This window comes from Nesterenkonia sp. CL21 (genome assembly GCF_031705515.1).
Classification (GTDB): domain Bacteria; phylum Actinomycetota; class Actinomycetes; order Actinomycetales; family Micrococcaceae; genus Nesterenkonia; species Nesterenkonia aethiopica.
This window is the reverse complement of record NZ_JAUTWR010000005.1, coordinates 34235-47016: the sequence shown is the minus strand read 5'-3', so window position 1 is coordinate 47016 and position 12782 is coordinate 34235. Positions and strand designations below refer to the sequence as shown.

11 protein-coding genes are annotated in these 12782 nt (G+C 70.0%); 5 read left to right on the top strand and 6 right to left on the bottom strand.

The window, feature by feature from the left end; genetic code table 11:
* Nucleotides 1-34: 34 nt before the first annotated feature.
* Entirely contained in the window at nt 35-1624 is a 1590-nt protein-coding gene (locus Q7C18_RS09360; RefSeq protein WP_311025157.1) for a GntP family permease, read from the top strand.
* A gap of 202 nt (nt 1625-1826) precedes the next feature.
* The gene (locus tag Q7C18_RS09355; RefSeq protein WP_311025156.1) at nt 1827-2231 is read left to right on the top strand and encodes a YtxH domain-containing protein; all 405 of its coding nucleotides are present in this window, start codon (nt 1827-1829) and stop codon (nt 2229-2231) included.
* A gap of 100 nt (nt 2232-2331) precedes the next feature.
* Here Q7C18_RS09355 and Q7C18_RS09350 read toward each other — a convergent pair whose 3' ends face one another.
* Nucleotides 2332-3762 (bottom strand): LLM class flavin-dependent oxidoreductase, encoded by a 1431-nt coding sequence (locus Q7C18_RS09350; RefSeq protein WP_311025155.1) that lies wholly within the window; start codon nt 3760-3762, stop codon nt 2332-2334.
* A gap of 338 nt (nt 3763-4100) precedes the next feature.
* Between Q7C18_RS09350 and Q7C18_RS09345 the strand changes: the two genes are divergently transcribed.
* From Q7C18_RS09345 to Q7C18_RS09335, 3 genes are all read left to right on the top strand, one after another.
* Entirely contained in the window at nt 4101-5348 is a 1248-nt protein-coding gene (locus tag Q7C18_RS09345) for a hypothetical protein (protein WP_311025154.1), read from the top strand.
* A gap of 16 nt (nt 5349-5364) precedes the next feature.
* Entirely contained in the window at nt 5365-6558 is a 1194-nt protein-coding gene (locus tag Q7C18_RS09340; protein ID WP_311025153.1) for a hypothetical protein, read from the top strand.
* 112 nt (nt 6559-6670) lie between these two features.
* Nucleotides 6671-7162: a GNAT family N-acetyltransferase gene (locus tag Q7C18_RS09335; RefSeq protein ID WP_070161846.1), complete on the top strand. Its 492-nt coding sequence runs from the start codon at nt 6671-6673 to the stop codon at nt 7160-7162.
* A gap of 107 nt (nt 7163-7269) precedes the next feature.
* Here Q7C18_RS09335 and Q7C18_RS09330 read toward each other — a convergent pair whose 3' ends face one another.
* The 5 genes from Q7C18_RS09330 to Q7C18_RS09310 are packed head-to-tail and all read right to left on the bottom strand — an operon-like array spanning nt 7270 to nt 12758.
* Nucleotides 7270-8673, bottom strand: a complete 1404-nt coding sequence (locus tag Q7C18_RS09330; RefSeq protein ID WP_311025152.1) for an LLM class flavin-dependent oxidoreductase — start codon at nt 8671-8673, stop codon at nt 7270-7272.
* Nucleotides 8670-9974 (bottom strand): acyl-CoA dehydrogenase family protein, encoded by a 1305-nt coding sequence (locus Q7C18_RS09325; protein WP_311025151.1) that lies wholly within the window; start codon nt 9972-9974, stop codon nt 8670-8672. The genes Q7C18_RS09330 and Q7C18_RS09325 overlap by 4 nt, the downstream gene beginning before the upstream one ends.
* A complete protein-coding gene (locus tag Q7C18_RS09320; protein WP_085437843.1) occupies nt 9971-10897 on the bottom strand; it encodes a MetQ/NlpA family ABC transporter substrate-binding protein in 927 nt (308 codons plus the stop codon). The genes Q7C18_RS09325 and Q7C18_RS09320 overlap by 4 nt, the downstream gene beginning before the upstream one ends.
* The gene (locus tag Q7C18_RS09315) at nt 10894-11805 is read right to left on the bottom strand and encodes a MetQ/NlpA family ABC transporter substrate-binding protein (RefSeq protein WP_070161850.1); all 912 of its coding nucleotides are present in this window, start codon (nt 11803-11805) and stop codon (nt 10894-10896) included. The genes Q7C18_RS09320 and Q7C18_RS09315 overlap by 4 nt, the downstream gene beginning before the upstream one ends.
* Entirely contained in the window at nt 11802-12758 is a 957-nt protein-coding gene (locus Q7C18_RS09310; protein ID WP_311025150.1) for a MetQ/NlpA family ABC transporter substrate-binding protein, read from the bottom strand. Before Q7C18_RS09310 ends, Q7C18_RS09315 begins: the two co-directional genes overlap by 4 nt.
* Nucleotides 12759-12782 lie beyond the last annotated feature (24 nt).

Genomic DNA, 12782 nt, shown 5'->3' with positions numbered 1-12782 from the left:
TCGTGTCTGCCCACCCTGACCCTCAGGAGGACGTATGGCCTTGGGACTCCTCGGAATCCTCGTCTCGCTCGCGCTGCTCATCACCCTGGCCTATCGCGGGGTGACCATCGTGGTGGCCGCGCCGCTCTCGGCACTGGTGGCCATGCTGTTCTCCGGTGCCCCGATCCTGGCCAACTACACCGAGATCTTCATGCCTGCGCTGGCGAACTTCATCGGTCAGTACTTCCCCATGTTCCTCACCGGGGCGATCTTCGGGAAGCTGATGACGATGGCCGGGTACGCCACCGACATCGCTCGAGTGGTCACCCGCTGGCTGGGGCCGAAACGGGCGCTGCTGGCCACGGTGCTCACCACCGCCCTGCTGACCTACGGGGGCATCAGCGTCTTCGTGGTCGTGTTCGTGATGTTCCCCCTGGCCCGGGAGCTCTTCCGCGCCGCCGACATCCCTCGCCGGCTCATCCCCGGGGCGATCGCCCACGGCATGCTGACCTTCACCATGACCGCGCTGCCCGGTTCGCCCCAGGTGCAGAACATCATCCCGGGCCAGGCCTTCCAGACCACCACCTTCGCCGCGCCGGGCCTCGGAATCCTCGGCGGCACGATCATCTTCATCCTGGGCATGCTGTGGCTGGAGCACCGCAAGCGTCAGCTCACCGCCCGTGGAGAGCACTTCGCGGACCCCACAGCCCTGGAGCTGCGCAGCGGCGCCGGGGCCGACATCGGTGCCGGGGCCGCTGCGATGTCCGTCGGCGACGGGTCATCCTCCAGAGGCTCCGCCGGATCCTCCGCCGGGCAGACGAGGACCTCACCGGGGCCGGGCGCCACGACCGCCCACGACAACGGCACCGGCAACGGCACCGACAGCGGCAACACCAGCGACAGCGCCTCCCCCGCCCGGCCTGCCACTCCCGGCATGCTGACGCCGCCCAACCATGTCTTCCCCTTCATCCCGGTGCTGCTGGTGTTCCTCATCAACTTCGGCTGCACCATGGTGCTGTTCCCACTGATGGACTGGGGCTACCTGCAGGACGAGCGCTACGGCGGCATCGGCCTGGGTGACCGGGCTGGCGCCTGGGCGGTGCTCACCGCCCTGGCCGGGGCCATCCTGGCGATCCTGGCGATGAACGCCCGGCACCTGCGCTGGATCCTGCAGGGCATCACCGACGGCGCCCGCAACGCGCTGCTGCCGATCTTCAACACGGCCTCCGAGGTCGGCTACGGCGCCGTCGTCGCCTCTCTGGCAGCCTTCGCGCTCATCCGGGAGGGGATCTTCGGCGTGAGCGAGAACGCCCTGGTGGCCTCGGCGGTGTCGACGTCGACGATCTCCGGGGTGACCGGCTCGGCGTCGGGCGGCATGACCATCGCGCTCAACGCGCTCGGCGAGGAGCTGCGGGACCTCGCGGTGGACCAGGGCATCAGCCTGGAGGCGATGCACCGCATCACGGCCATGGCCTCCGGCGGGCTGGACTCCATGCCGCACAACGGGGCGGTGATCACGCTGATCATCGTCTGCGGGATGACGCATCGCGAGTCCTACAAGGACGTCGGGGTCGTCTCCCTGGTGATCCCGGTCCTGGTGACGGCCGCGCTGATCCCCCTGGTGCTCACCGTCGGCAGCTTCTGAGGCCACCGACCCGTGCGCCGTCGCCCTCGTGCTCTCAGGGTGGTCTCAGGGTCGAATGGGGGTCGGATCCGGGTCGTGACCTGGTGACATGAGCCCTCCGCCGCCAGTAGTTTCGAAGGACCGGCGGGGCCGGAGACCGACGCTGGCACCAGCGTGGCCCGCCCGCCTCGACCACGGTCATGACGGAACGAAGGAGTTGACGATGGGACTGCTCTCACTGGGTGTCGGCATGGCCGTCGGCTATGTGCTCGGCACGAAGCACGGCAAGGAGGGCTTCGAGCAGGCGCGCAGGTCCGCCTCCGAGGCCTGGAACGACCCGGACCTGCAGGAGAAGATCCAAGACACGGTCTCCTCGGTGAGCGACACCGCCGGGAAGGTGGCCCAGGACGTGGCGGAGAAGACCCGACGCGCCGCCACCGCCGCCGCCGAGGCGGTCCGGCAGGGCGGTGCGGAGGCCGCGGAGACCTTCGAGGAGGAGTTCCACGCGCCGGAGACGGTGCCCTCCTCCCACGGGGACGTGGACAGCGACCCCGGCCTGAGCACCGAGAAGGAGGGCAGCGACTGGGCGCAGGAAGGCGGTGCCCCGGGAGACCGCGGAGGCGGCTGACCCGCCTGCAGCAGGTTGGGCCCGGAGGGATTGTCAGAATCACGGCGCTGACGCGGCGTGCAGCGACAATCCCTCCGGGCTCACCGCATAGTTGGGACCCTCAGACCTCGGCGGCCTGACGACGGCGCAGCTGGAACTGCGCGCCGTGGTGCTCCGCCGGCAGGTGGTCGCCGGCGCCGAAGAGCTTGTGCCGCAGCGTGCCCGGCGTGTACTCGGTCTTGTACCGTCCCAGCCTCTGCAGCGCCGGCACCACGTGCTCCACGATGTCCTCGAAGGTTCCGGGAGTGATGTGGTACGCCAGGTTGAACCCGTCCACGTCGGTCTCGTCCTGCCAGTCGGCCAGCTGACGAGCCGCCGACTCTCCGCCGCCGACGATCACCGGTCCGAATCCGCCGACGCCGACCCATTCGGCCAGCTGCCGGACCGTCCACGGCTCCCCCTCCCGGCCGGAGGCCTTCTGGAAGGTCTCCACGGTGGACTGGATGGCGTTGGACTCCACATCACCGATGGGCTGGTCGAGGTCGAACTGGCTCAGATCCAGCCCCATCCACCCGGACATCAGCACCAGCCCGCCGATCGGATCCACGTACTGGACCAGCTCGTCGTACTTGGCCTGCGCGGCGTCGTCGTCGGCCCCGGTGACCACCGTCTGCATGGCGAAGATCCGCACGCTGTAGGGGTCCCGGCCGGCGTCGACGGCGGCCTGCCGGATGCGCTGCACCGACGCCTTGGCCAGCTCCTTGGTGGGCGGGTTGATGAACACGGCCTCGGCGTGCTTGCCGGCGAAGGCCCGCCCCCGGGTGGAGGCACCGGCCTGGTAGACCACCGGCATGCGCTGCGGGGAGGGCTCCACCACGGAGATGCCGGGGGTCTTGAAGTAGCGGCCCTCATGCTCGATGCGGTGGACCTTGGAGGTGTCGGTGAAGACGCCGGCCTCCTTGTCCGCGACGACGGCGTCGTCCTCCCAGGAGCCCTCCAGCAGCTTGTAGACCACGTCCATGTACTCATCGGCGTGGTCGTAGCGGGCGTCGTGCTCCATCTGGTCGTCCTGGCCCATGTTCTTTGCGGCCGAGGGCAGGTATCCGGTGACCACGTTCCATCCGACCCGCCCCCCGGTGAGGTGGTCCAGGGTGCCCAGGCGGCGGGCGAACGGGTAGGGGTGCTCGTAGGCGGTGCCGGCGGTCAGCCCGAAGCCGAGGTGCTCCGTGACGGCGGCCATCGCGGAGACCAGCAGGAAGGGGTCGTTCACCGGCACCTGGGCGCCGGAGGACAGGGCGGCGTCAGGGGTGGCGGCGAAGACGTCATAGGGGCCCAGCACGTCGGCGATGAACAGCCCGTCGAACAGGCCCTTCTCCAGGGTTCGGGCCACGTCGGTCCAGTACGCCAGCGTGTTGTACTCGCGGGCCCGGTCCTCCGGGTGGCGCCACAGCCCCGGGGACTGGTGGACCACGCAGTTCATGTCGAAGGCGTTGAACAGGATCTCGCGCTGTCCTGCGGGGGTGGTCGGCGGCTGGGTGTGGCGGTCGGTCATCGGTTCCTCCTTGCGGGTCGCCGATGCAGGCGCTCGACGCGCAGCCCGGGAGCCAGGGTGCACGCGCCAGAGGAGCCCTCCATCGGTCCTGGCCTTAGCACCCCGGCGCTCCGGCATCCCCGCCCCGGGGCCCGACGGCGGCGCCGCGGGCTGGGGCTGGGTGTCCGGACCGCCTGTGTCACCGTGACGGTCGGGTTGCTGCGGCGTCGTCGAGCCAGGTCTCTCAGCCGCTCTGGATGGTACGGCCCGCACTCTACCGGCCTCCCCTGGACACGCACGAGGCCGGTGTCACATTCCTTCGCAGAGTTGGGCCCCTCCCGGCGGCTATCCTGGTGGGCATGGCCAGCCCCGGGAATGCTTCGCAGTCGACCGCAGACGGCGCCGCAGAGGACACAGCGCATCACCACCCAGCGCATCAGGTGACAGCGCATGAGGACCCAGCGCATGAGGATGCTGCAGAGCACGACGACGACGCGGTCGCCGGTGACGACGACGCCGTCGAAGGCGACTCCGACGAACGCCCGGCCATGACCACCGACGCCGGCACCACGGCCCTGGAGCGGTTCATCACCGAGCACCTCGGGCCCCGCGTCGAGGAGCTCAACGCCATCCCTCAGGCCCCCGGCCACCAGGCGCTGCTGCGCCGGGAGCTGGCCCAGCGACGCATCACCGTCCGCGAGGTGTCACCCCACAACCACGTCCTGCTCTTCGGCGGCGTCGTCATCGGCGGCTTCGATCGCACCATGACCTCCCTGGTCAGCTCCAATGCGCGTCGAGTGACCCGGAACAAAGCGCTGACCAAGCGACACTTCGAGCTGCAGGAGATCCCGGTGCCGGCCGGGCGCACCTTCAGCGAGGATGAGATCACCGAAGCCGCCAAATACCTGGGGTCGTTGTCCGGGCCGGCGGTGCTCAAGCCTGCGTCCGCGAAGCCCGGGCACGGAATCGCCACACATCTGACCAGCGCCGAGGAGCTGCAGCAGGCCTGGCCGGAGGCGCTCGACGCCCGGCTGACCGGCGAGGCGCCCAGCAGGAAGCTGATGGTGGAGCAGTTCCATGACGGCCTGGACCTGCGCGCCTTCGTGGTGGGTGAGAAGCTCGTCTCCGCGATCGTGCGGGTTCCGCTGCACGTGGTGGGTGACGGAACCTCCGAGATGCGCACCCTGCTGCAGCGCGATGCCGCACGCCGGCAGAGCCACGGCCACCTGGCCGCCCACACCCCGGCGGTCCAGGAGGAGGACCTCGCACCGATGGGCCTGTCTCTGTCCACGGTGCTGGAGCCGGGGCGGGTCGTGGTCCTCAATGAGGCCGCGAACCTGCGGGCCGGCGGCATCCCCGTGGACGTCACGGACCGCATCGGTGAGGAGCTCGCCGAGCTCGCCGTCGACGCGCTCTGGTCCATCCCCGGGCTCGGCGCCGCCGGGATCGACCTCCTGGTCCCGGACCTGGACAGCGCGGAGGGAGCGGTGGTGCTCGAAGCGGACATCAGCGCGAGCCTGGTGCCCCATCACTGCCCCGCCTACGGCAGCCCGCGGAACGTGGCCGGGGCGATCGCCGACGAGCTTCTCATGGCCGCCTCCCGGTGAGGATATCCTGAGAGCCATGGCCTCCAAGACCACCGCCTCCCCGGACAGCCCCACCGACGGCCTCGACGCCGCCCCCGCCGTCGCGACGCACGAGGGCGACGTCGGCATCGATGACGCCGGCTCCTCCTCGGCGACGCGGCAGGTGCCGGCGGTCCTGTCCGACTCCGCCGACGCCGTCGAGCGGTTCATCGTGGACCAGCTGGAGCCCCGGCTGGACCAGCTGCAGACCTGGAACGGCACCTCGCCGCATGACCAGCTGCTCGCCGCCGCCGCGAAGCGCAAGAAGATCACAGTGAAGAAGATCAGCGACGCCAACCAGCTGCTGTTCCTCTCCGGCGTGGTGATCGGTGGGATGGACGCGATCATCACCTCTCTGGTCAGTCATCAGGCCCGACGTGTCTCCCGGTCCAAGCAGATGACCAAGAAGTATCTGCAGGCCTCCGAGGTGCCCACGCCGAAGGGCCGGGCGATCAGCCCCACCGAGTTCTCCCGCGCGGTGAAGTATATGAAGGCTCTGGGCGGCCCCGTGGCGGTGAAGCCCTCCTCCGGGCGGGCCGGCAAGGGCATCAGCACCGCCGTGCGCACCGAGGGCGAGCTGCGCCAGGCCTGGCAGCGGGCCATGGCCTCCCGCTCGGCCACCTCCGACTCGAAGTACCAGATGATCGTGGAGGAACATCACCCGGGTGTGGACCTGCGGGTCTACGTGGTGGGTGAGCAGGTGGCCGGCGCGATCGTGCGCGTGCCGTTCTACGTGGTCGGCGACGGCGTCTCCACGGTGGGCGAGCTGGCGGAGACCGAGATCGCCCGACGGCAGGACAACGCCTACCTGCGGCCGCGCCAGCCGAAGGTCACCGACGACTTCCTGGCCCCGGTGGGGCTGAGCACCACGGATGTGCCGGCGGCCGGGCAGGTGCGTCGCCTCACCGAGATCGCCGACACCTCCCGCGGCGGAGGCCTCGCCGTGGACGTGACCGACGAGCTCCCCGACGCCCTGCGAGACCTGGCCGTGGACGGGCTGTGGTCGGTGCCGGGGCTCAGCGCCGCCGCCGTCGACCTGCTGGTGCCGGACCTGGAGACCGGGGAGGGCGCCGTCGTGCTGGACATCAACCCGTACGCGAACATCATGCAGTTCCGCTACCCGGCCTATGGGGAGCCGCGCATGGTGCACGACGCGATCATGGAGCAGATCCTGCACCGCGCCTCACGCTGAGTCGCGACGGCCCTCCGCCCCGGCGGTTCTGCACCACGACATCACGTCTGCACCGCAAGATCTGCTGAGGCAGACGTGATGTGGTGGTGCAGAACGGCGAGGAGGAGTGGGAATGGACGACGACGGCGGCAGCGTCAGGACACACGTGCGGCGGGCAGGCCCAGAGGACGCGGGGATGGTCGCCCGGCTGCTGGACGACTTCAACACCGAGTTCGGCTCCCCCACGCCCGGGGCCGCCGTGCTGGCTGAGCGACTGCGGCGGCTGCTGGGGTCCGAGCAGACCCGCGCCTGGCTGGGCTGGCAGGATCCGGGCGGCGCCCCGGACGGGGTCGCGCTGGTGACCCGCCGCCCCAATGTGTGGTGGGACGGTCCGGTGGATCTGCTCGACGAGCTCTACGTGGTGCCCCCGCGTCGATCCCAGGGGCTGGGAGCGCGGCTGATCGCCGCGGTGCTCGACGACGCCCGCGCCGGCGGCGTCACGCTGGTGGAGGTCCCGGTGGATGCGCCTGACGCCGACGCCCGACGGTTCTACCGGCGGCAGGGATTCCAGGAGATCGACCCCGAGACGGGAGACCACGCCCTGCTGCTGTGGCACCAGATATGAACTCCCGACGCCGGCACCGCGGCCATGCCCAGTGAAACCACGGTGCCGACGTCGGAAGGGTCTGTGAGGAGCGCCGGTCAGACGCTCAGCCGGTCAGGACCCGGCAGTCAGGACCCGGCGGGAGCCGCCTCTGCTCGGCTGCCGAGCCGGCGGGCCGGATGGTCCTCGGCCAGGTGCGGCCCTGCACCGACGAGCTGCTCCCGCAGGGTCACCGGGGTCTCCGGACGCTCGGCGAGCAGTCCACGGCGCTGCAGCTCCGGGGTGATCAGGTCTCGGAACCGCTCGAAGTCGGCGGGCCGCACCGCGGCGGAGACGTTGAACCCATCCACCCCGGTGATGGTCTGCCAGCGTTCCAGCTCGTCCACCACCTGCACGGGGTCCCCCACGATGAGCGGGCCGCGACCGCCGATGGAGATGAACTCCGCGGCGTCGCGGACCGTCCACTGCTTGGTCGGGTCCTTGGTGAACATGGCCAGGGCGGACTGGTTGGCCTCGGTCTGCACATCGGCGATGACGTCGTCGTCGTCCAGACCGGACAGGTCGACCCCGGTCCAGCCGCCGAAGAGCGTGAGCGCGGCCTCGGTGTCCACACAGCTGCGGTACTCCGTGAGCCGGTCCTGCGCCTCCTGCTCGGTCTCGGCGACGACGATGGTCACCATGGCGAAGAATCGCACCGACTCCGGGTCGCGCCCGGTGTCCGCCACGGCCTGCCGCGTGGAGGCCACCTGCTGGGCGAGCTTCTCCGGCCGGGAGCTGATCACGAAGATCGCCTCGGCGTGGTCGACGGCGAACTGCTGCCCGCGCGCCGAGGAGCCCGCCTGGAACAGCAGCGGGGTCCGTTGCGGGCCCGGATGGGTGAGCATCTCTCCGGGCACGGAGAACCAGCGGCCCTGATGCCCGACCGGGTGGATCTTCTCCGGGTCCACGAAGACGCCGCGCTCGGCGTCGGCCACCACGGCATCGTCCTCCACCGAGTGTTCGAAGAGCCGGTACATGACCTCCAGGTACTCGTCGGCCCGGTCGTAGCGCTCGTCATGGGGGATCTGCCCCTCCATGCCGAGGTTCCGCGCGGCGGAGTCCTGGTAGCTGGTGACGATGTTCCAGGCGATGCGCCCGCCGGTCAGATGGTCCAGCGTGGCGAAGCGCCGGGCCAGCAGGTAGGGGGCCTCATAGGTCACCGAGGCGGTCAGCCCGAAGCCCAGGTGCGTGGTGGCCGCCGCCAGCGCGGGCACGATCACCTGCGGGTCCAGCAGGGGGTACTGGACTCCCCCACGGGCCGCGGCGTCTGCGCTGCCCCCGTAGACGTCATAGATGCCGGGGACATCCGCCAGGAACAGGCAGGAGAATCCGGCGTCCTCGACAGTGCGGGAGAGCTCGGTCCAGTAGTCCAGGGAGTCGAAGGCGGTGATGCGGGAGTCCGGGTGCCGCCACAGCCCCGGCGACTGGTGGACCGGCACCAGCATGTCGAAGGCGTTGAACAGCATCGGACGGGCTGCGCCGGACCCGGTCATCGCTGGGCCCCCTTCGCCTCGCCGATGGCGTTGAGCCCCTCCGGCAGCGTGCCGTTGATCTCCCAGTCCCCGATGGACCGGGCCCGGAACACGATCGGGTTGTGCGTGGCGACGGTCTGCGCGTTGCGCCAGTGCCGGTCCAGCGCCTTGGTGCGCAGCGTCGCCGAGGCGCCCACGGTCTGGAACAGCTCCTGGGTGACCCCGATGACGATCTCCGGCACGGTGACCTGCGCCTGCTCCACCGCGATCTCGGCGTCGTAGACGGCGCCCGGAAGCTCACCGTCGAAGCCCAGACGGTGGGTGCCGGCGGCGAACCCGGCCTCCAGGGAGCGGTCGTGGATCCGCGCGACCTCCAACACCGTGGACTCGGCGGCGAAGGCCTTCGCGGACATGGTGCCGATGATCTGCTGGATCAGCGGGTCCTCGCGGAACAGCTGCCCGGAGCCGGAGGTGTTGAAGGTGCGCGTGCGCTTGGCCACCAGCGCGACGGCGTCGGCCACCGCGGCCTTCGCGATGCCGACCTGGACGGCCAGCAGGTACAGCTGGAAGAACGCAGCTTCGTGCACCGCCTCATGCGAGCCCGGCACGCGGTCCAGCACGGCGACGTCCTCCACCGGGGCGCCGTGGAATCGGGTGGTGCCGGTGCCCGTGAGCTTCTGGCCGAAGCCGTCCCAGTCGTCGATGACCTCCACACCCTCGGCATCGGTGGCGACGACGGCGAACCGACGCCCCTCCAGCCCCGGCCGGGAGGCGGAGACCCGGGTGTAGTCCGAGAAGATGGTCCCGGTGGAGTAGAACTTCTCCCCGTCCAGGCGCCAGGTGCCGTCCTCGTCCTGGGTGAGCACCGTGTTCAGCGTGCCCAGGGCGTTGCCGCCCTTCTCCGTGGACGCGTTGCCCACGGTCGCCCCGGCCAGGACCCGCGGGTACCAGGCCTGCTGGATCTCCTCGGGCTGGAAGCGCAGCGAGTCCACGAACCCGAAGTGTCCGCGGTACAGGTGGGCCACATTGGAGTCGACGGCGGCCAACCGGATCACCTGGCGGATCAGGTCCTCCACGCTCCCGCCGGGGCCGCCGAATTCCCGGGGCACCCGCAGGGCGCCGAAGCGCGCCTCGTCCAGGAGCCGGACAGGCTCATGGGGCAGCTCGCGGGCCAGCTCCCGGTGCACCGCTCCGGAGGCGATGGTCTCCAGCAGGCTCTCGGGCAGCTCGACGCCGGAGTGCGGCGCCTCCACGCCGCGCCCGCCGCTGGTGCTGGTGTTGGTGTCAGTGCTGGTCTCGATGCTCGTCGTCGTGGTGCTCATCGGCTGTTCACGTCCTCCCAGGCGGCGTGGATGTCGCGGTCGAAGGCCGGGGTGAGGATCCCGTCCAGGTAGTCGCCGTACCAGGCGGCGACCTCGTCGTCGTGATAGGCGCTCTTCAGCGCCTCGTACTTCTCCGGCTCCTCCTCGGCGAAGCCGGGGCGGGCGCAGACCGCCAGGGCGAAGGGCAGCGCCTCGTCCGCGGACTCCATGATCAGGACCTCCTCCGGCATGACGTCCACCTCGGCGAGCAGTCGGGCAAAGCCGAAGACGGCGTCCACGTCCGGGTAGATCTGACCGACCGACTGCTGGTCCACCTCCACGAACTCCAGGTCCAGCGGATTCGCGGTGATGTCATGCACGGACAGGGCCGCCACATGCTTGGACTCGTCGATCTCGATCAGCCCGCCGCGGGCCAGCAGCCGGATGCCCCGGCCGTTGGTCGCCGTGTCCACCGGCAGGGCGATGCGTGCCCGCTCCGGGATGTCCTCGAGCGTGTCATGGACGGCCGAGTAGATCCCCGAGGGCTGCTCGAACATGAAGAACAGCGGCTCGATGTCCAGGTCGTTGTCCTCGTTGAACTGCCGCAGGTAGCTGATGTTCTGGAAGAAGTTGACGTCGTATTCGCCGTTGGACACCGCATGGTTGGGCTGGATGATGTCGGTGACATAGGTGGCGGTGACGTCCCAGCCGTCCGCGGCGAGGATCTCCTCGGCGATCTTCGTGGGCTCCTGGAACGGCGGGGACTCGGTGACGATCAGCCGCAGGGTGCGGTCATTTCCGAGTGCCCCGGCGATCCCGCAGCCCGAGGTGAGGCTCCCGACGCCGGCCAGAGCGGCCATGCCCAGTGAACCGCTGAGCAGCCGGCGCCGGGAGAGTCTGGTGTCTGCGGCCGCTGGCGAGCGCCGCAGGGTGGGGGCGGTCATGCGGAGATCTCCGCCCAGGCGGCGTCGACGTCGACCTCGAAGGCCGGGTCGAGCACGCCGTCGAGGTAGTCGGCGAACCAGTCGCGGACCTCTTCGGACTGGTAGGCGCGCTCCAGCGCCTCGGCGGCCTCGGTGCCGGCGAAGTCCGGGGCGGCGGCCACCACGCAGGTGAAGGGCAGGGCCACGTCCTCACCTTCCAGGGCGAGGGTGTCCTCGGGGCCCAGGCCGATCTCGGAGGCCAGGCGCAGGAAGGCGAAGGCGGCGTCGACGTCGTCGATGCTCTGCGCCACGGACTGCTGATCGACCTCCACGAACTCGAGGTCCCGCGGGTTCTCGATGATGTCGCGCTGGGACAGCTCGGTGACCGGGACCGATTCGTCGATCTCCAGCAGCCCGGCGTCGGCGAGGAGCTTCAGGCCGCGCCCGTTGTTGGCGGTGTCCACCGGCAGCGCGATCTGGGCGCCCTCGGGCAGATCGCCCAGCTCGCTGTGCTCACTCGAGAAGAGCCCTCCGGGGGCCTCGTAGACGGCGAACACCGGCTCGATGTCCAGGCCGTGGTCAGAGTTGAACTGGTCCAGGTAGGCGAAGTTCTGGAAGAAGTTCGCGTCATACTCACCCTGGGCCACCACCTGGTTCGGCTGGATGATGTCGGTGACATAGGTGGTCTCCAGCTCCCAGCCCTCCTCGGCCAGCAGATCCTTGGCGATCTCAGTGGGCTCCTGGAAGGGCGCGGACTCGGTCACGATGATGCTGATGGTGCGGTCCTCGTCCCCGACGGCGTCGGCCAGCCCGCAGGAGGTGAGGCTCCCGACGGCGGCCAGCGCGGCGATGCCCAGTGCACCGCGCTGGAGCCGCCGCCGGGAGAGTGTGGGGGTCTGGGAGGGACGGCCGATGGTGCTGCGGTTCATGCGGTGAAGTCCTCCCAGATCGGCTCGACGGTGTCGAGCGTGAACTCGTCGGTGAAGTCGATGGCGCCGTCGAGGTAGTCCTCGAACCACTGCTGGACCTCCTCGGACTGGAAGGCCTCCTGCAGGGCGGCGGCCTTCTCGGTGTCCTGGAAGCCGGGCGCCCCGGCGACCACGCAGGTGAAGGGGATGCGGACGTCGTCGTCGTCCTCCAGGATCAGCGCGGTCTCCGCGACGTCGTGGCCCGCCTCGGCGACCAGCCGCGCGAAGGCGAAGCCGGCGTCGACGTCCGGCAGGGTCTGTGCGGCGGACTGCTGGTCGATCTCGATGAACTCGAAGTCCTTCGGGTTGTCGATGATGTCCCGCTGCGAGAGCTCGGTGACCTCCTTGGACTCGTCGATCTCCAGGACCCCGGCGTCGGCGAGCAGCTTGATCCCGCGGCCGTTGTTCGCGGTGTCGACCGCCAGGGCGATCTGGGCGCGGTCGGGGAGGTCCTCGATGCTGTCATGCTGCAGCGAGAAGATGCCGCTGGGCGCGTAGTAGACGGAGAACGCGGGCTCCACATCGGTGCCGTTGTCCTGGTTGAACTGCCGCAGGTAGGCGATGTGCTGGAAGAAGTTGGCGTCGTACTCCCCCTGGGCCACCACCTGGTTGGGCTGGATGATGTCGGTGACGTAGGTGGTCTCCAGCTCCCAGCCGTCCTCGGCGAGGATGTCCTTGACGATCTCGGTGGGGTCCTGGAAGGGCGCCGACTCGGTGACGATCATGCTGATCGTGCGGTCGTCGTCGCCCACGGCGTCGGCCAGCCCGCAGGAGGTCAGGGTGAAGGTCCCCACTGCGGCGAGTCCGCCGAGCAGCAGGCCGCGGCGCCCGAGCGGGGAGGAGGCGAGCGAACCGGTGGCCCCGGTCAGCCCGAGCGCGCCGGAGACGCCGGAGGATGTCAGTGTTCTGGGCATGTCACAAGCTTTCGTTGTCAGGGT

Excerpts from the sequence above, each read along its gene's own strand:
- Q7C18_RS09360 (WP_311025157.1), top strand. The coding sequence starts at position 35 with ATGGCCTTGGGACTCCTCGGAATCCTCGTCTCGCTCGCGCTGCTCATC.
- Q7C18_RS09355 (WP_311025156.1), top strand. The coding sequence starts at position 1,827 with ATGGGACTGCTCTCACTGGGTGTCGGCATGGCCGTCGGCTATGTGCTC.
- Q7C18_RS09350 (WP_311025155.1), bottom strand. The coding sequence starts at position 3,762 with ATGACCGACCGCCACACCCAGCCGCCGACCACCCCCGCAGGACAGCGC.
- Q7C18_RS09345 (WP_311025154.1), top strand. The coding sequence starts at position 4,101 with ATGGCCAGCCCCGGGAATGCTTCGCAGTCGACCGCAGACGGCGCCGCA.
- Q7C18_RS09340 (WP_311025153.1), top strand. The coding sequence starts at position 5,365 with ATGGCCTCCAAGACCACCGCCTCCCCGGACAGCCCCACCGACGGCCTC.
- Q7C18_RS09335 (WP_070161846.1), top strand. The coding sequence starts at position 6,671 with ATGGACGACGACGGCGGCAGCGTCAGGACACACGTGCGGCGGGCAGGC.
- Q7C18_RS09330 (WP_311025152.1), bottom strand. The coding sequence starts at position 8,673 with ATGACCGGGTCCGGCGCAGCCCGTCCGATGCTGTTCAACGCCTTCGAC.
- Q7C18_RS09325 (WP_311025151.1), bottom strand. The coding sequence starts at position 9,974 with ATGAGCACCACGACGACGAGCATCGAGACCAGCACTGACACCAACACC.
- Q7C18_RS09320 (WP_085437843.1), bottom strand. The coding sequence starts at position 10,897 with ATGACCGCCCCCACCCTGCGGCGCTCGCCAGCGGCCGCAGACACCAGA.
- Q7C18_RS09315 (WP_070161850.1), bottom strand. The coding sequence starts at position 11,805 with ATGAACCGCAGCACCATCGGCCGTCCCTCCCAGACCCCCACACTCTCC.
- Q7C18_RS09310 (WP_311025150.1), bottom strand. The coding sequence starts at position 12,758 with ATGCCCAGAACACTGACATCCTCCGGCGTCTCCGGCGCGCTCGGGCTG.